Raw genomic sequence first — 18,444 nt, 5'->3', positions numbered from 1 at the left:
GGCGCCCCCCTCATGCCTGCACCAGCGGGCCCGGATCGGGCAGGTACTTCTCGCGGATCGCCTTGGCGGCCCAGTAGGCCAGCCCGCCCACCAGCCCGGTGGGGTTGTAGCCGTTGTTCTGCGGGAAGGCGTTGGCGCCGATCACGAATACATTTGGAACGTCCCAGCTCTGCAGGTAGCGGTTGAGTGCGGAGGTCTTCGGATCGGCGCCCATGATCGCGCCGCCGCAGGTATGCGTGCTCTGGTACTTGGTGATGTTGTAGTGCTCGCCTTCCTTCTTGGCATCGCCGCTCATCGACAGCGGATTGAGCACGCGGCTCATCTGCATGGCCTTGTCGACGAAGAACTGCGAGGCCTTGATCTCGTTCGGATGCCAGTCGAAGGTCATGCGCAGCAGCGGACGCCCGAACGAATCGGTGTAGTTGGGGTCCAGGCTCAGGTAGTGCTGGCGATACGACATGCACGCACCCTGCACCTCGTAATAGAAGTTGTGGCGGAAGTTGTCGGCCGCCGCCTTCTTCCACGCCGGGCCCCAGTTGGGCGTGCCCGACGGCACGTTGATGCCGCGCACCGGACCGGCACCCGGCTGCCGCGCCCAGACCAGGCCGCCGCCGACGAAGCCGGCCTTGGCATTGTCCAGCTGGTTGCCGTTGAGGTCGTCCATCGTCGTGCCGGCGCCGCCGATGCCGATGAAGCCGTTGGCCTGCACGTCCTTGTCGAAGAACAGCACCACGCGGTTGAGGTTCTGGTAGGAGTAGTTGCGGCCCACGGTGCCGGTGTTGGTCTGCGGGTCGTACGGCTGGCCGATGCCCGACACCAGCATCAGGTGCACGTTGTACAGCTGGAACGCGCACAGCAGCACCATGTCGGCGGGTTGCTCCACCTGGCGGCCCTGCGCGTCCAGGTAGGTCACGCCGGTGGCCTTGGCGCCGGTGCTGTCCAGGTTCACCTTCAGCACCTGCGAATGGGTGCGCAGCTCGAAGCCCGGCCGCTGCCGCAGCACGGGCAGGATGCAGGCGTTCGGGCTGGCCTTGGAGTAGTTGAGGCAGCCGTAATCGCTGCAGAAGCCGCACGCGTTGCACGGCCCCAGCTGGCAGCCATACGGATTCACGTACGGGCCGGAGGCATTGGAGGCGGGAATGGGGTAGGGGTGCCAGCCCATTTCCTTGGCGGCCTTGTAAAACAGCTCGCCGCCGAGGTAGTTCGGGTTCGGTCCGAGCGGATAGTCCTGCGAGCGCGAGCCTTCGAACGGATTGCCGCCGTCGTGCACCACGCCATTGATCACCCCGGCCTTGCCGGAGGTGCCGCACACCAGCTCGAACATGTTCAGGTGCGGCTCGAGTTCGGCATAGGTGACCGGGAAGTCCTGGATGGTCATGTCCGCCGGAATGATGGCCTTGCCGTAGCGCTGTTCGACATTGCTGCGCAGCTGCAGGTCTTCGGGCAGGGGCCGGAAATGCGCGCCCGACCAGTGGCTGCCCGCGCCGCCCACGCCGGTGCCGGGCTTGAACGAGCCCATCTGCCGGTACGGCACGGCAGTGTCGCTGAGGGTGTGGCGGACGGTGACGGTTTCCTGGTTCAGGCTCTGCAGGTAGCGGCGGTGTACCGAGCCTTCCAGTTCGTCGACCACCTTCGGGTAGGCGAAATCGGGTTGGGTATCGCGGTCGCCGCCGCGCTCCAGCGCGACCACATGCAGGCCTGCGTCGGTCAGCTCCTTGGCGAGGATGGCGCCGGTCCAGCCCATGCCGACGATGACCGCGTCGACCTTCGGTTTGATGGTGGCCATGCGATCAGCTCCTGCGCCCGGAAAGGTCCACGGGCGGCAAGGGGTACGCCTTGTCGCGCACCCCGATCCAATCGATGTAGTCGGCGCGCACGCCGGGGTAGCCGATCATCTTCCAGGCGGCCATGTCCTTGTTGGCGCCGTACTTGGGATCGGCGAAGTAGCCGTTCTTCACTTCGCCAAGGAAGTTGGAGAAGAACAGCTTGCTGGAGATGGCCTCCCAATCGAGCTTGCCGCCCTCGGCGGCCTTGAGCAGGGTTTCCTGCTGCGCATGACCGAGCTGGGCGAAGGTCTTGCCGTTGAACTGGCTGCGGCAGTGGGAATCGAACGCGTCGATGCCCACCTTGATGATGTCACGCAATGCCAGCTTGCCCTGGTAGCCGAATTCACTGGGGGCTTCGAGGAACGGGCCCTGCATGTACCAGATGGCGCCGGCGGCGTAGGGCGTCTGCATGTGGCGGTCAAGGAATTCGGGCACGCCCGATTCCACCGCGCCCGGGCCGGTCTCGTCCGCGGGGATCAGGCGGTCGCAGGCGGCAGTGATGAAGGCCCACTCGGCGGCAGTGAAGAACTCGGGGGTGTACTCCCTGGCGGGCGTCGCCGATGGCGTGCTGGCCGCTGGGGTTCCGGGTGCGCAGCCGGGCAGGGCCGCGGCAACGGGAATCAGGGTGAGACCCTGGAAGAAGCGGCGACGGGTCAAGGTCGGCCGGTTCTGCTCGGCGTCGTCTGTCATGGTGTGGCTACCTGGCGGGTGGCTGGCCCCCAGCATGACGCAGGTGCTGTCGCGGCAGCGTGCAGCCCTGGCGACACGCAGATGCGGTCGCCAGGTCCGTGCAGCACGCGGTCATCGCACCGATGCGGGCTCAGTCAAGCCGGCACTGGCCCAGCACGTTGTCGACCAGGCAGGTTGCCGGGGCGTTGGCCGTGGGCATTTCCAGCGCCGGCGCGTTGTGCGGCGCTGTCGACCAGGACGGCGTGGAGGGCGGCGCATCCAGCGTCATCGTCGTTGCGGACGCGGATGCCCATGGCGAGCTCGTGCTGGTCTGCAGCGCACTGATCGACTGCACGGCAGTGGCGATGAGACCCGGATTGAACCCGCTCACCAGCAGCGTGCCCGGCACGTACTCGATGCGGTAGTTGGACAGGCCGGTTCCCACCGCGCCGCTGACGCCGATGGCGTACGCGCCCGGGTTGGCCAGCGACGACGTACCCGCGCTGGACAGGGTTGCCGACGTGACCGTGTCTGCATTGAACAGGCCTTCGGTGTAGTAGGCGAGCAGGGCAGGGCCGTCCGGTGCGCGGGTCGTGTCGCGGGCGATCACCCGCAACGTGGCCGGGTCCACGGTGAGCCGCCCGGCGACATAAGCGATGTCGTAGTTGGACAGCCCGGCACCCGAGGCGTTGCTGGCCGTGATCGCGTAGCTGCCCACGTCGGCCGACCCCGCCTGGCCGGCGCTGGCCAGCTCGGCGGCGGTCACCGTATCGCCGTTGACCAGGCCACGGCTGGTAAAGCCGGTGAGGTTGGCGGTGCTGCCGTAGATCTTGCCTGCGTTGCCCGCCTGGATGACCAGGCTGGCCGGTGTCACCGTCAGCAGGCCGCTGTCGGCCGTGGCGAGTGCATAGCCGGTGCCGCCGGTAGTCAACGTGCCCAGCCCCGTGGTGATCCGGTACGGGCCGCCGGCCACGCCCGCGGTTGCCGCCGCACCGAGCGAGCTCAGTTCGGGAGCGCCGTTCAACACATCCGCCACTGAGTCGCTGGCATACGCACCGGCAACGCCTTGCATCAACCCGGTCGCGGTCCAGTGCGTTGCCAGGTCCGCGACGGTGCCATAGACCTTGCCTGCGTTGCTGGACGACACCGTCAGCACGGGCTGATACGCGAACGCATAGCGATTGCCGGCCTGGCTCACGGCATCGGCTGCACCGATATTCCAGAGCGCGGTATTGCCGCTGTCCAGGCCGTTGAAGACGTGCCCGCCATTCGGATCGAGCAGGCGCACCAGCCAACGTCCGCCCGTCGCGCTGAGCGCATCGGCACCGCGGGTGTTGCGGAACACGCCGCCCGTGGACAGGTCGATGGCGGTGGCGCTGACGCGACCGTCCAGGCTCAGGTCACCGGCGGTGCTCACCTGCAGCGCGGTGAGCTGGCTGTTGCCGAGCCGCAGTGCCGCGCCGGTACGCACCACGGCATCGCCACCGTTCAACGACACCGCGCCGGCGAACGCATTGCCGGCATCGGTCAGCGTGATCGCACCGCTACCCGCCGTGAACGTGGCGGTCCCATCCACGGACAACGCGCCGGACTGGATGATGGCCGCATTGCCGCTGGTGGCGCTCAGCGCGCCGCGCACGGTGCTGCTGCCCAGGTTCAGCGCGCCGCCACTGGTGGCGGTCAGTGCATGGGCGGACACCGTGCCGAGGCTGAGCGCCGTCGCGGCGATCCGCACGTCGGCACCGGCCAGGTTCACCGGTCCATCCAGCACATTGGCCGCATTGCCCAACGTGATGTTGCCGGTACCGGCATCCACGTGGGTCCAGCCGCCTGCCGTGAGCGCGCCGGCGGTCTGGGTGATGGCGGCGTCGCGCGTGGTCAGCGCCAAGGCGTCGGTTGCCGTGACGTCGTCGGCAAGTACGATGCCATCGCGTGCCGTCATGCTGATCGCGCGGCCGCGAAGTTCGCCGTGGGTCGTCAGGGCGCCGCCGCGTGCGACCAGGTCGATCGTGCCGGTGCCGGAATCGATAATCTGTCCCGGCAGGAACAGCGCGCCACCCGCGGTCAACGCCACATTGCCATTGGGCCCGACGCCCACGTTGAGCAGGGTCAGGTCGCCGCTGTCGGTGACCGACAGATTGCTGCCGATCAGGGCCAGGCCGGTGCCGAAACGGTTGCCGCTGCCGTCCAGGGAGACGTCGCCGGCGGCGGTGACACCGGCCGTGGTGCCCACGCGTATCGCGCCACCGGTCTGGGTGATGGCGCCGTCGCTCTGCAGAAACAGCGCCTGGCTGGCGGTGACATCGTGGCCAACGCTGACACTGTCGTTCGCGTACAGATGGACGTTGCGGCCGCTCAACGCACCGTTGAGGCCGAGCGTACCGCCGGCGGCGATCGCGAGATTGGACAACCCGGTCGACAGCGTCTGTGCAGGCAGGGTCAGGTTGCCAAGCGCGGTCAGGGTGATGGCCGAGTTGCCGTCGCTGATGAGCGAGGCGATGGTCAGGTTGTTGCGGTCGGTGACGTTGATGCCGTTGCCGCGCAGTGACAGCGTGCTGAAGTCGTTGTTTCCGCCCTGCAGCGAGACCGAGCCGGCGCCGGCATCGACGGTTGCGGCACCTTGGACAGTCAAGGCACCTGCCGACTGCAGGATCGGGGCGTCGGTGCTGGCCAGGGCCAACGTGCTGGCGCCGATGTTCTGATTGAGAAACAGACCACTGCTTGCACTCAGGGTCACCTGATTGCCGCGCAGTGCGCCCGCCGTGCTGAGTGAGCCACCGTTGGAGGCAAGGCGGATGTTGCCGGTGCCCGCATCGATGGCCTGGCTCGGAAGCGTGAGCTGGCCACCCGCGGTGAGGACGATGTTGCGGTTGCCGGTGCCCACAAGCGACGTGATGATGAGGTTGTCGCGGTCGTTCACCGTGATGTCGCCGCCGACCAGCGCCAGATTGCCCCGGAAGTCATTGCCCGCATCGTTGAGCGTGATCGAACCGGTGCCGGCGTTGATGCCGGAGGCCTGGTTCACCACCAGGGCGCCACTCTGGGTGATGGCGCCGTTGCTGAACGCAGTCACGCTGGCGGCTGTCCCGCTGCCCAGGTTCAATGTGCCGTTGCTGATGAGGTTGAGCACGCCGGTGTTCAGGACGCCGAGGTTCAGGTTGCCTTGGTCGCGCACCAGCGTCGTACCGCCCGTGAGGTCAACGGGACCGCTGAAGTGGTTGCCGATGCTCCCCAGCTGGATGGCACCGGACCCGGTGGAGAAGGTCGCCCGGCCGCCGATGGAGAGCGTGCCGCCACTCTGGGTGATGTTGGTGCCGCCGGTGGAGGCGGACAATGCGCCGCTCGAGGTGATGGTGTTGCCCAGGGTCAGGGCGTTCTGGCTGTACAACCGGATGTTGTCTGCGTAGAGCGCGCCGCCGAGCACCAGCGTTCCGGCGCCGGCCTCCAGTGTCAGGTTGCCGGTCGTGCTCAGGCCGCTGGCCGGCAGCCACAACGACCCCCGCGCTGTCAGGCTGATGTCGCCGACACCGCTGTTGTTGACGGCGGCGATGGTGAGGTCGTTGGCATCGTTGACGGCGATGGTGCCACCCGTGAGGGTCACGTCGCCGGCGAAATCATTCTGGCGCGTCAGCCTGATTTCCCCGGTGCTCGCATCCAGCGTGGCGTTGCCACTTACGTTGAGCGCAGCGGTGCCTTGGGTGAGGATGTGGCCGTTGCTGGTCGCCGACAACGCGCCAGCGACGGTGCCGGTACCCAGGCTCAGCACGCCATTGCTGACGGCAGTGAGCGCGCCGGTGGCAAGGGTGCCCAACGTCAATGCACCCATATCACGGATCAGGGTGGTGCCGCCGAACAGGTTCACGGGGCCGCCGAAGTGGTTGCCGGCCGCACCGAGCGAAATGGCACCCGTATCCGTAGAGAAGACGGACGTGCCGCCAACGGACAAGGCGCCCGCCGTCTGGGTGAGGGCGCTGTCGCCGGTCACGACCGCCAGTGCGCCGGCGGCCGTGATGGACGTGCCGAGATTCAACGCCGTGCGGCTGTAGAGCGAAACGGCATTGCCGGTCAGGGCGCCGCCGAGTGTCAGCGCGCCGCCGTCGGCGCTCAGCAGCAGGGCGCCATTGGTGCTTATCGCACCCGCCGGCATCGTCAGCGAACCGCGCGCGGTGAGGTTGATGTCGCCAACGCCGGCGTTGTTGACCGAACTTACCGTCAGGTTGTTGGTGTCGACCACGGTGATGCCGCGGCCGGCGAGCGCCAGGCTGCCCGAGAAGTCATTCTCGTGCGCCAGGGTGATCGCGCCGGTGCCGGCATCGATGCTGGCGGCGCCGGCAACCGACAGCGCATTGGTCTGGGTGATGCCACCGGCGTCACTGGTGGCCGACAGCGCGCCGTTGATGACACCGTTGCCCAGGTTCAACGCGCCCCCGCTGCGGACGGTCAGCGAGCCAACGCTCTGCGTGCCGAGCGTCAGTGCGTTTCTGTCGCGGAGCGTGGCATCCTGGGCGATGATCCTGACCGGGCCGGCGAAGTCATTGTCGGCATTGTCAAGCGCGAGGTTGTAGACCGTGGCGAACAGCGCGGATCCGCCCACGGTCAGTCCAGCGCTCTGTCCAAGGTTGCGCGCGTTCTGCAGGTTCAAGCTGCCGCCCACGTCGCCCCCCACCAGCGCGATCTTGTTGGACCCGGTGAAGGCTGCATTGCCGCCAACACCCAGGCTGAGCGCGCCCGTGGTCAGCACGCCGCTCTGCTGGACGCCGCCGTCTGCGACGTACCCGAGCGAACCGTTGCCGACGTTGATGCTGCCGCCCCCGCCGATGGCGGTCCCACTGCTGGAACCGCCGCCTGCGATCAGCATGACGCTGCCATCGTTGCCGCCGGCGATGCCCGCCGCGCTGATGACGCCGCTGTTGTTGATCAGCTGGCTGAACAGGCCCGGCAGGGACCGCGCCTCCAGCCGGACCTGGCCACCCGCTGCCAGGAGATTGCCGGAATTTTCCACGGCCACGGCGTCCAGCGGCAACTGCAGCGGCTTCTCGACGGTCACCCCGAAGCCACCGGACTCGAACACCAGCACGACCCGATCGGCACCGACCAGATTGAGGTTGCCCGCGGCGGCGGTGATCGTGCCACCGTTGGTCACCTTCCCGCCGATGAGGCTGACGCCACCGGCAGAGGCGTTGATGGTGCCGGTATTGGACATCAGTGCAACGGTATTGCCACCCGCATCCAGGACGTTGCTGCCGCTCATGAAGGTGCTGGCATCAGTACCCAGCGTGCTGGCAACCAGCCCGCCGACATTGATGTTGGCCGTGCTGCCGAAGATCATGCCGTTGGTGTTGATCAGGAACACCTGGCCATTGGCGTTCAAGTTGCCGTAAATCTGCGTGGGGTTGCCGCCCTGGATCTGGTTCAGGCTGACGGCGCTGCTGGACGGCTGGTTGAACGTCACCGTGGCGCCCGAGCCGATATCGAAGCTTCCCCAGGTCAGCGCCATCCGGTTGGACGTCTGGGTGATGGTCAGGCTGGCACCATTGGGCGCGTTGATGGTGCCGGTGCCGCCGGCGATGCTGCCGCCGGTGGGCAGCTGGCTGGCCGACACCTGCGCGTGGGCGGCAAGCGGCGCGCCGCACAGGCAGGCGGCGAGGGCGAGCACCAGCGGTGTGTGACGCAACGGGGACCTGCGCGACGTCATCGAACGGGAGACAGTGGCATGCATGCGCAGATCCTCAGAAGGTGAAACCGAAACGCGTGTAAAGACGGGCGTCGTCGCGGCCGTCGGTGGCCTTGCGGCTTCCGGTCGGCAGCGCCGCGCTGATGCGCCACTCGAAGTTGGCGTACTGCGGCAGGCGGAAGGTCAGGCCCACGCCGGCGCCCTCCAGCGTCACGGGTGCCACGTTTCGATGGCTGGCAAAGACGCGCGCGTGGTCCGCAAACACGTCGAACTCCAGCAGCTCGCGCCATGGCCGGCCATCGAACGGCGACACCGCGTCACCGAATCCGGGGGCATCCACGTGATATTCCAGCGCCGCGTAGTAGCCGCGGTCGCCCAACGCGTCAGACACGGGGTAGGCCCGCACGCTGTCCGGGCCGCCCACCGCGAACTGCTCCATCGGGGTCAGGGTGTCGTCGGTGTATTGACCAGTGAGCTTGACGTACAGGCGCTGGCTGCGGCTGAGGAACTGCATGCGCGTGTAAGACAGGCGCGCGATCGTGAAATGGCTGTCGCGGTCCGGCGTGATCATGTCGCCGGGCGCCGTGCGGTCACGCAGCGCCTGGCGGACGCTCAGCTGCACCAGGTCCACGCCGTGCCATGCCATGTCGGTGCGGCGCATCGAGACGCCCAGTTCGGCGACGTCGAACTTCTGGTTGGAGAGGTCCAGGCCCAGTGCACTGAGCTTGGACTGCTCACGCAGGACGCGCGCGGAACCCTGCACCTGCAGCTGCTCACGATTGATGAACTTCCAGTCGGTGCCGGCATAGACGAGCGAGGTGGGACCCTTCAGCCCCAGGCTGGCGAACACGCCGTTGCGCACTTCCAGTTCGCTGCGGCTGGCCCCCACCACCACGCCCAGCCCCGGCACGGCCGATACCGGCACGCCATAGGAGAGCGCCCCGATCTGGCTCTGCCGGGGCGACAACGAGTAGCCGTAGTTGGCCGCGAATACATCGCCCACGCCAAGCGGGCTGTTCCAGGTGATACCGGCCTCGGCGCGATAGCGGCCGGTCTGCTCGGTCCCGTAGTTGTTGCCGCCCAGGCTGATCACGTAGGGGCGCGCCGATTCACTGGCCACCAGCACCACATCGGTCTCGCCCGGGTTCTCGCCGGGCTTGAGCACCGCCTGCACCGACACGCCCGGCAGGTCGCGCGCATACAGCAGCGCCGCGTCCACGTCCTGCTTGCGCAGCGCCTGTGCCTGCAGCGGTCGCAGCGCGGCGGACACGGTGCCGGCGCGGTAGCGCGACGCGCCCTGCACGATGACCTGGCCGACGCGGCCTTCCAGTACGCGGATCTCGACGATCTGCTCGTCGCCCACCGTCTGCTGGGGCAGGTACGCCTGGCTGACGATGAAGCCGGCCTGGCGGTACGCGCGTGTCACGGCGTCGGCGACAGCCTCCAGCTGGTCGAACCGCAGCGCAGCCACCGGCTGTCCGTCGGCAAGTTCGGCGAACGCGCGATCGGCAACCGCCTGCATGCTGGCGGGGTCGATGCCGGCTTCGGGATGCGACGCGACATCGAGCACGCGGAAGCCCCGCACCTGCACCGTGCCGGTGGCGGGCGACGCCTGTGCCGTCGGCTGCGTCGCATCAGCTGCGACGTTGTCCGTCGGATGGTCGGCAAGCGCCAACGCAGACACCGGCCCGGCAGCGAGCGACGCAGCGATGGCCGCCGCGATACACGTAATACGCATCTGATTCCCCTGAACCCCTGATGGCGCTGATGACACTTGCTTCAAGAAGCAGTCGCAACACAAACTGCGAGCAAGGTCCTGGCCGTATTCAAATTTAAGTGCTAAGCGTTGCTTTGACAAGCAACAGGGGCGTCAAAGGCTTGACGCCCAGGCCTGACCAAGCACGTAGAGCCACGCCCTGCGTGGCCCCGCGGCACCAAACGGTAGAGCCACGCCCTGCGTGGCTGCGCGGCACCAAACGGTAGAGCCACGCCCTGCGTGGCTGCGCGGCACCAAACAGTAGAGCCACGCCCTGCGTGGCTGCGCGGCACCAACAGTAGAGCCACGCCCTGCGTGGCTGCGAGGAGCAACCCGACGTTACAGGTGTCCCTTTATGCCGCGATAGTCACGCGGCGACATCCCCACCGTGGCCTTGAACTGCCGCGCGAACGCGCTCTGGTCCGCGAACCCGCATTGCTGGCCGATGCTGGCAATGCTCTCGTCGCCGTGCAGCAGCCGCATCGCCGCTTCGATGCGCAGCTTGGTCAGCAGCTGCTGCGGTGTCACCTGGAACACGCGCCGGAAGTGGCGCTCCAGCTGGGCCACGGACAGCTCGGCCAGGTTGGCCAGCGACTGCACGCGCAGCTGCTCGTCGTAGTGGTTCTGCATGTGTTCCAGCACCTTGTTCAAGCGCTCGAACGCGGAGTGCCGGCTGTCGGGCTGGCCGAGGTCGCGTGAGATGCCGATGACCCCGGACACCTCTTCGCCCTGGCACACGGGGCGCTTGAAGGTCAGGCACCAGCCCGGCATGCGGTTGGGGTACAGGTGCACCTCTAGCTGGTTGTCGATGACCTCGCCACACAGCACCCGGCGGTCCTGGATGGTGTAGCTGCCACCGAGCGGCAGGGGAAACAGTTCCAGCGGCGTTCTGCCGATCACGTCGCTGCGCTGCTTGCGGCCCAGGCGCCGCACCAGGGTCAGGTTGCAGTGCGTATAGCGCCCGTCCTGGTCCTTGATGAAGAACACGACTTCGGGGAGTTCATCGAACAACGACTGCATTTCGTTGCCGGAAAGGTTGACGTCCATCGAATCCACTGGCGTTCTGCTGGGGGCACGTGACTCCGATCCTAGCGCAAAGCGGGCCGCCTGCCACGCAGTGCGATTGTGCAGATTTCCGCATTTGCCAACGCCATTCCGCGCTAGTCGCCACGGCGGTCGGATGGGAGCATCGTTGCCATGCACACCATCGACGTGATCGACTCCCACACCGCCGGCGAACCGACCCGTGTCGTGACCTCCGGTTTCCCCAGCCTGGGCGACGGCGACCTTGCGCAGTGCCGCGAGCGCTTCCGTACCGACTTCGACCACTGGCGCAGCGCCATTGCCTGCGAGCCGCGCGGGTCGGACACCATGGTTGGCGCGCTGCTGCTGCCGCCGCGGGATCCGCGCGCCAGCATCGGCGTGATCTTCTTCAACAACGTGGGCTACCTGGGGATGTGCGGCCACGGCACCATCGGCGTGGTCCGCACCCTGGCCGAGCTTGGCCGGATCGGCCCCGGCCAGCACCTGATCGAAACCCCGGTCGGCACCGTGGGGGTCGAACTGGACGAGGCAGGCAACGTCTCGGTCGACAACGTGGAGAGCTACCGGCATGCCAGCGCGGTCGAGGTGGAGGTGCCCGGCCACGGCCGCGTGCGCGGCGATATCGCCTGGGGCGGCAACTGGTTCTTCATCACCGAACAGAGCCCGTGCGTGCTGGAGCTCGCCCACCATCGTGAGCTGATCGCTTATACCGAAGCCATCCGGCAGGCACTGGAGGCGGCCGGCATTGCCGGTGCCGACGGCGGTGAGATCGACCATATCGAAGTCAACGGCATCGCGCCGGACGGCAGCGGGCAGGCGCGCAATTTCGTGTTGTGCCCGGGCCTGGCCTACGACCGCTCGCCGTGCGGCACCGGCACCAGTGCCAAGCTGGCCTGCCTGGCCGCCGACGGCAAGCTTGCCGAAGGGGCGCGCTGGATCCAGCAGGGCATCCTGGGCACCGCGTTCGAAGGCAGCTACCGTTCCAGCGGCCGTGGCATCGCGCCGCGCATCACCGGCACCGCCTACATCACCGCCCGCGCGCAGCTGGTGATCGACCCGGCCGATCCGTTTGCGTGGGGCATCGGCGCGGAGACCTCCGCCCACCCATGAACACCCATGACCTCATCATCGTCGGTGCCGGCATTGTCGGCGCAGCCTGTGCCGAAGCCGCTGCGGCGGAAGGCCTGCGCGTGGCGCTGGTCGAGCCGGGCCCGGTCGGCGGCGGTGCGACGGCGGCGGCGATGGGGCACCTGGTGGCGATGGATGATGACCCGGCGGAACTGGCGCTGTCGGCCTATTCGCTGGGCTTGTGGGAACGCTACGCACAGCTGAAGGACGCCGAGTTCAGCCGCTGTGGCACGTTGTGGGTGGCGCGGAACGCGCGCGAGCTGGAGGCCGTTCCGGCCAAGATCGCCCGGTTGGCCCAGGCCGGGATCGTTGCCGAGCGCATCGATGCCGCGCAGCTGTATGCGCTTGAACCCAATCTGGTGCCCGGGCTGGCCGGTGGCATGCGGGTGCCGGGCGAGGCGGTGGTCTACCCGCCGCGCATGGCGCGCTACCTGGTGGACCAGGCCTGCCAGCGCGGTGCGCGGCTGCATGCCGGGCGCCGCGTGGTGGCGTTGCTTGACCACGGGGTGCGGCTGGATGACGGCGAGGTCCTGTCCGGCCCGGTGCTGGTCACCACCGGCGTGGACCTGCCGCAGCTGCTGCCGGAACTGCCGGTGCGGCCGCGCAAGGGCCAGCTGGTCATCACCGACCGTTACCCGGGCGTGGTGCATCACCAGCTGCTGGCGCTGGACTACGCCGATTCCGCGCACGGCGATGCCGAGACCAGCGTTGCCTTCAACGTGCAGCCGCGGCCGACCGGGCAGATCCTGATCGGCTCGTCCCGGCAGTTCAACGTCTCCGACCGCGAGGTCTCGTTGCCGCTGCTGCGGCAGATGCTGGACCAGGCGTTCGCGTTCCTGCCGGTGTTGCGTGAGCTGCAGGCGATCCGCATCTGGACCGGCTTGCGCCCGGCCACGCCCGATGGCCGCCCCTACGTGGGCCAGGTGCCGGGCCGCCGCGACGTATGGGTCGCGGCGGGGCATGAGGGGCTGGGCGTCACCACGGCGCTGGGCACCGCGCGGTTGATCGTGGACGGCCTGCTGGGGAGCACGCCGGCCATCGACCCCACGCCGTATCGGCCGGACCGCGCCGTCACCGGGATGGCCGCATGAGCGCCACCGTGTGCCTGTCGGTCAACGCGCAGCAGGTGCAGGTGCCCGACGGCGCCACGGTGGCCGTGGCCGTCGCACTGGCCGGTGGCGCGTTCCGGATATCGCGCGGCGGGGAACCGCGCGCGCCGGTATGCGGCATGGGCGTGTGCTTCGAGTGCCGTGTGCGCATCGATGGCGTTGCCCAGTTGCGTGCGTGCATGACGCCGGCGCGCGATGGCATGGAGGTGCTCACCGATGGCTGAGTCCATGCGCCAACCGCAGGTGCTGCACTACGACGTGCTGGTGGTCGGCGCCGGTCCGGCCGGGCTTGCCGCCGCACGGGCCGCCGCCTCGCATGGGGCGAGGGTGGGGCTGGTGGACGCGCAGCCGCGTGCCGGCGGCCAGGTCTGGCGCCACGATGTGCGGCACGGGGTACCGGCCGTGGCGAAGCGTGCGCTCGCCATCGTGGACGGCGGCCAGGTGGAGTGGCTGGCGCAGACCCAGGTGACGTTGGCGCAGCCGGGCTGGTTGCTGGCCGACAGCCCCGGTGGCGCCCGGCAACTGCACTACCGCACGTTGGTGCTGGCCACCGGTGCGCGTGAACTGCTGTTGCCGTTCCCCGGGTGGACGTTGCCCGGCGTGACCGGCGCCGGCGGCGCGCAGGCACTGGCCAAGCAGGGCTGGCCGCTGGCCGGCCGGCGCGTGGTCGTGGCCGGCAGTGGACCGTTGCTGCTGGCCAGTGCGGCCACGCTGCGCCACCACGGCGCGCAGGTGCTTGGCATCCACGAGCAGGCGTCGCGACGTGCACTCAGCGGGTTCGCGCTGCAGCTGCCGCGCTGGCCGGGCAAGGCCGTGCAGGCCGCCGCGCTGCGCCTGCAGTTGGCCGGGATCGGCTACCACGCGGGGAGCGTGGTCGTGGCCGCGCATGGGGATGCGCGGCTGCGGGAAATCGACATTGACGGCCCGCGTGGGCGGCGCCGCATCGCCTGCGACCAGCTTGCCGTTGGCTACGGGCTGGTGCCCAACACGGAACTGGCCCAGCTGCTGGGCTGCCGGCTGGAGCGCCACGGCGCGCACCCGCAGGTCGCGGTCGATGCACAGCTGCGCAGCAGCGTGCCCAGTGTCTTTGCCGCCGGCGAGGCACTGGGCATCGGCGGCCGCGACAGCGCCCGGATCGAAGGCGCCATCGCCGGGCACATGGCGGCCGGTGCCACCGCCGCCGCGGAGGCGCTGCAACCCCGTCGCCGCCGTGTACGCGCCTTCGCCACCCAGCTGCAGCGCAGCTTCGCGCTCGATGCGCGGGTGCACGGACTGGCGCAGGACGACACCCTGGTGTGCCGTTGCGAAGACGTCCCGCTGCGTGAACTGCGCGGGTTCACTGATACGCGCGACGCCAAGCTGGCGTCGCGCTGCGGCATGGGCGCCTGCCAGGGCCGCATCTGTGGCACCGCACTGGCCGAACTGGGCCTGGGCGATGCCGAACTGTCCACCGATGGCGGCCGCCGGCCGCCCTTGTTCCCGGTCCGCCTCGCGGCGCTGGCCGACTCCTTCACCGACGACTCGCAAGGGATACATCCATGAGCAATGCTTCTTTCTGGAAGGGCGTCCTGCCCGCCATCACCACCCCGTTCCATGCCGACGGCAGCGTCGACCACGCCTTCCTTGCCAAGCACGCGGTGCAGCTGGTCGATGCGGGTTCCACCGCGATCGTCCCGCTGGGGTCGCTGGGCGAAGCGGCCACGCTGAGCTTCGATGAGAAGGTCGCCATCGTCGCCACCCTGGTCAAGGCCGTTGGCGACCGCGTGCCGGTGGTGCCGGGCATCGCCGCGCTGTCCACCGATGAGGCGGTGAAGTTGGCGCAGGCGGTCAAGGCCGTCGGTGCCGGTGGGCTGATGGTGCTGCCGGTGTACGTCTACACCTCCGACTGGCATGAGGCCGCCGCGCATGCGCGCGCCGTGCTTGGTGCCACCGACCTGCCGTGCATTCTCTACAACAATCCGGTGGCCTACCGCACCGACATCCTGCCGGCACAGATCGCGCAGCTCGCGGGCGAATTCGCCAACCTGCAGGCGGTCAAGGAATCGTCCGGCGAGATCCGCCGCTTCGCCGCCATCAAGGAACTGCTGGGCGACCGCCTGGTGCTGCTGGTGGGCATGGACGACGCCATCGTCGAAGGCCTCGCCATGGGCGCGGAGGGCTGGATCGCCGGCCTGGTCAACGCCTATCCGGTGGAGTCGGTGACGTTGTTCGAACTCGCCCGCGACGGCGGCTACGCGGCGTCCGCCGACCTCTACAACTGGTTCCTGCCGCTGCTGCGCCTGGACACCGTGCCCAAGTTCGTCCAGCTGATCAAGCTGGTGCAGGCCAAGGTCGGCCTGGGCAGCGAAACCGTGCGTGCACCACGCCTGGTGGTGGAAGGCGCGGAACGCACCGAGGCCCTTGCCATCATCGACCACGCCATCGCAACCAAGAAGGCCTGATATGACCCATGTCGAACCGCTCCTGCTGGCGGGACGCTGGCAACCGAGCCTGTCGCTGCAGGGAAGCTTCCGCGCCGCGGATCCCACCACCGGCGAGTCCATCGGGCCTGCGTTCCCCATCAGTGGCGCGGCCGACATCGACACCGCGGTCGCGGCGGCGAGTGCCGTCGCGGCCGAACTGGCGGCGGCACCGGTCGAACGCATCGCCGCGTTCCTGGAGGCCTACGCCGATGCGCTGGATGCCGACGCGGAAACGCTCGTGGCGCTGGCGCACGCCGAAACCGCATTGCCGGCCCCCACGCGCCTGCGCGGCAACGAACTGCCGCGTACCAGTGGCCAGCTTCGGCAGGCCGCGTCCGCCGTACGCAGCTACAGCTGGACCCAGCCGGTGATCGACACCGCGGCCGGGCTGCGCGCGCACCTCGCGCCGCTGTCCAAGCCGGTGCTGGTGTTCGGCCCCAACAACTTCCCGTTCGCGTTCAACGCCATCGCCGGCAGCGACTTCGCCTCGGCGATCGCCGCACGCAACCCGGTCATCGCCAAGGCGCACCCGCTGCACCCGGCCACCAGCCAGCGCATGGCGCAGCTGGCGCATGCTGCGCTGCTGGCAGCAGGCCTGCCGGCTGCGGCAGTGCAGCTGCTCTATCAGTTCGACAACGCGCTGGGCGTTGCATTGGCCGGCGACGCGCGGCTCGGTGCGATCGGCTTCACCGGCAGCCGGGGCGGCGGCCTGGCCCTGAAGGCGGCGGCGGATGCGGCCGGCGTGCCGTTCTATGCCGAGCTGTCCAGCGTCAATCCGGTCTTCATGCTGCCCGGCGTGCTGGCCGAACGGGGTGAAGCCCTGGCGCAGGAATTCTTCGCCTCCTGCACGCTGGGCAGCGGGCAGTTCTGCACCAACCCCGGTGTGGTGGTTGTGCCGCGCAGCGCCGACGGCGATGCCTTCGTTGCGGCGGCCACCGCGCACTTTGAAGCGGCCGTACCGATGGTGCTGTTCTCGCAGGGTGGGTTGGATCACCTCACGCAGGGCATCGCGACCCTGCGCGGGGCCGGTGCCGCGCTGCTGGCCGGCGGCGCGGTGGGCGAGGGCGGCTACCGGCATGCGCCAACCCTGCTGAGCGTGGACGACGATGCGTTCGTCGCGCAGCCGCAGGCGTTGCAGACCGAGGCGTTCGGCCCGGTCAGCCTGCTGGTGCGCGTGGCCGATGTGGACGCCATGGTGAAGGTGGCCGCGGCGTTCGACGGCAACCTGACCGGCACGCTGTACCGTGCTGCCGATGGCAGCGACGACGCGGCGTGGCAACGCATCGCACCGGTGCTGCGCGCCCGCGTTGGCCGCCTCATCAATTCCAGGATGCCGACCGGCGTGGCCGTCAGCGCCGCGCAGAATCATGGCGGTCCGTTCCCCAGCACCGGCCATCCGGGCTTCACCTCGGTGGGCATGCCGGGCGCGATCCACCGGTTTGCGGCCCTGCACAGCTATGACGCCGTGCCGGATGCGCTGCTGCCGGCAGAGTTGCGCGACCGCAACCCGGGCGGCGTACAGCGCACCATCGACGGCGTCGGCAGCACGGCCGACGTGGGCGGCGGCGCATGAGCGGTCAGATCGGCGGGCTGACCCTGGCCCAGGCGCAGGCCTTGCTGGCCCCGTGGGAACACCGGGCGCCGGCCATCGGCGCGGACGAGTACCAGGCCCGTATCGCGCACGCGCGCGCAGTGATGCAGGCGCAGGGCGTGGACGCGCTGCTGGTCGGCGCAGGCACCTCGCTGCGCTATTTCACCGGGGTTCCGTGGGGCGCGACCGAACGCCTGGTCGGGGTGTTGCTGACCCTCAGCGGCGACCCGCTGCTGGTCTGCCCGGTGTTTGAAGAGGGGTCCCTGGATGCCGTGCTCCGCATCCCCGTCGACAAACGGCTGTGGGAAGAGCACGACGACCCGTATGCGAGCGTCGTACAGCTGATGGCCGAACGCGGGGCGCAGACACTTGCGCTCGACCCGGGCATCGCCTTCGGTGTCCACACCGGGCTGGCCAGGCACCTGGATGCGAACGCCATCCGTGACGCCACGGCCATCATCGATGGCTGCCGCATGTGCAAGTCAGCGGCGGAGCTGGCATTGATGCAGCAGGCCTGCGACATGACGCTGCACGTGCACCGGCTGGCGGCGCGGATCGCACACGAAGGCATCGGCACCGATGAACTGGTGCGCTTCATCGACCAGGCCCACCGTGCGCTCGGTGCCGACAACGGCTCCACCTTCTGCATCGTGCAGTTCGGGCATGCCACCGCGTTCCCGCACGGCATCCCGGGGGTGCAGCACCTGGAGGAAGGCCAGCTGGTGCTGATCGATACCGGGTGCACCGTGCAGGGCTACCACTCGGATATCACCCGCACCTGGATTTTCGGCACGCCTACGGATGAGCAGCGGCGTATCTGGGCACTGGAACACGCGGCGCAGGCCGCTGCGTTCGACGCGGTGCGGCCGGGCGTGACCTGCGCATCGGTTGACGCCGCCGCGCGCACGGTACTGGAAGCAGCCGGGCTCGGGCCGGACTATCGCCTGCCGGGGCTGCCGCACCGGACCGGGCATGGCTGCGGCCTGGCCATCCATGAGGCGCCGTATCTGGTCCGCGGCAACGACACCGTACTGCAGCCCGGGATGTGCTGCAGCAATGAACCCATGATCGTGGTGCCGGGCGCGTTCGGCGTGCGGCTGGAAGACCACTTTTTCGTGACCGGGCACGGCGCGCAGTGGTTCACGCCACCGTCGCCGGCCATCGATCAGCCGTTTGCCTGAGGGC

The 18,444-nt window shown here is 68.9% G+C and carries 12 protein-coding genes; 7 read left to right on the top strand and 5 right to left on the bottom strand.

All coding sequences use genetic code 11. The features are described from left to right. Nucleotides 1–10 precede the first annotated feature (10 nt). The 5 genes from AC3ITN_RS10325 to AC3ITN_RS10305 all read right to left on the bottom strand — a co-directional run bounded on the left by AC3ITN_RS10325 (nt 11) and on the right by AC3ITN_RS10305 (nt 10,981). A complete protein-coding gene (locus AC3ITN_RS10325) occupies nt 11–1,786 on the bottom strand; it encodes a GMC family oxidoreductase (protein ID WP_489390409.1) in 1,776 nt (591 codons plus the stop codon). Nucleotides 1,787–1,790: 4 nt separating this feature from the next. Continuing rightward, nucleotides 1,791–2,516: a gluconate 2-dehydrogenase subunit 3 family protein gene (locus tag AC3ITN_RS10320; RefSeq protein WP_489390408.1), complete on the bottom strand. Its 726-nt coding sequence runs from the start codon at nt 2,514–2,516 to the stop codon at nt 1,791–1,793. A gap of 130 nt (nt 2,517–2,646) precedes the next feature. Further along, nucleotides 2,647–8,214 (bottom strand): two-partner secretion domain-containing protein, encoded by a 5,568-nt coding sequence (locus tag AC3ITN_RS10315; protein WP_489390407.1) that lies wholly within the window; start codon nt 8,212–8,214, stop codon nt 2,647–2,649. Nucleotides 8,215–8,224: 10 nt separating this feature from the next. Beyond that, nucleotides 8,225–9,901 carry a ShlB/FhaC/HecB family hemolysin secretion/activation protein gene (locus AC3ITN_RS10310; protein ID WP_489392912.1) on the bottom strand — a complete coding sequence of 559 codons (1,677 nt, stop codon included), beginning with the start codon at nt 9,899–9,901 and terminating at the stop codon, nt 8,225–8,227. A 363-nt stretch (nt 9,902–10,264) separates the two neighbouring features. Then, the gene (locus AC3ITN_RS10305; RefSeq protein WP_313341380.1) at nt 10,265–10,981 is read right to left on the bottom strand and encodes an AraC family transcriptional regulator; all 717 of its coding nucleotides are present in this window, start codon (nt 10,979–10,981) and stop codon (nt 10,265–10,267) included. A 141-nt stretch (nt 10,982–11,122) separates the two neighbouring features. On the opposite strand from AC3ITN_RS10305, the gene AC3ITN_RS10300 reads away from it, so the two are divergent. From AC3ITN_RS10300 to AC3ITN_RS10270, 7 genes are read left to right on the top strand one after another with little or no spacing between them, the layout of a single operon-like run. Beyond that, nucleotides 11,123–12,079: a proline racemase family protein gene (locus AC3ITN_RS10300; protein ID WP_489390406.1), complete on the top strand. Its 957-nt coding sequence runs from the start codon at nt 11,123–11,125 to the stop codon at nt 12,077–12,079. Next, the gene (locus AC3ITN_RS10295; protein WP_489390405.1) at nt 12,076–13,188 is read left to right on the top strand and encodes an NAD(P)/FAD-dependent oxidoreductase; all 1,113 of its coding nucleotides are present in this window, start codon (nt 12,076–12,078) and stop codon (nt 13,186–13,188) included. The genes AC3ITN_RS10300 and AC3ITN_RS10295 overlap by 4 nt, the downstream gene beginning before the upstream one ends. Further along, a complete protein-coding gene (locus tag AC3ITN_RS10290) occupies nt 13,185–13,430 on the top strand; it encodes a 2Fe-2S iron-sulfur cluster-binding protein (protein ID WP_489390404.1) in 246 nt (81 codons plus the stop codon). The genes AC3ITN_RS10295 and AC3ITN_RS10290 overlap by 4 nt, the downstream gene beginning before the upstream one ends. Further along, entirely contained in the window at nt 13,402–14,748 is a 1,347-nt protein-coding gene (locus AC3ITN_RS10285; protein ID WP_489390403.1) for an FAD-dependent oxidoreductase, read from the top strand. The genes AC3ITN_RS10290 and AC3ITN_RS10285 overlap by 29 nt, the downstream gene beginning before the upstream one ends. Beyond that, nucleotides 14,745–15,647 carry a dihydrodipicolinate synthase family protein gene (locus AC3ITN_RS10280; RefSeq protein ID WP_489390402.1) on the top strand — a complete coding sequence of 301 codons (903 nt, stop codon included), beginning with the start codon at nt 14,745–14,747 and terminating at the stop codon, nt 15,645–15,647. Before AC3ITN_RS10285 ends, AC3ITN_RS10280 begins: the two co-directional genes overlap by 4 nt. A gap of 1 nt (nt 15,648) precedes the next feature. Continuing rightward, nucleotides 15,649–17,241, top strand: a complete 1,593-nt coding sequence (locus AC3ITN_RS10275; protein WP_489390401.1) for an aldehyde dehydrogenase family protein — start codon at nt 15,649–15,651, stop codon at nt 17,239–17,241. Further along, on the top strand, nt 17,238–18,440 hold the full coding sequence (locus AC3ITN_RS10270; RefSeq protein WP_489390400.1) for a M24 family metallopeptidase: 1,203 nt from the start codon (nt 17,238–17,240) through the stop codon (nt 18,438–18,440). The genes AC3ITN_RS10275 and AC3ITN_RS10270 overlap by 4 nt, the downstream gene beginning before the upstream one ends. Nucleotides 18,441–18,444 lie beyond the last annotated feature (4 nt).

The organism is Stenotrophomonas sp. KH_036_B, assembly GCF_057839485.1.
The sequence above is the reverse complement of the archived record's forward strand: the minus strand, read 5'-3'. Positions and strand labels throughout refer to the sequence as shown.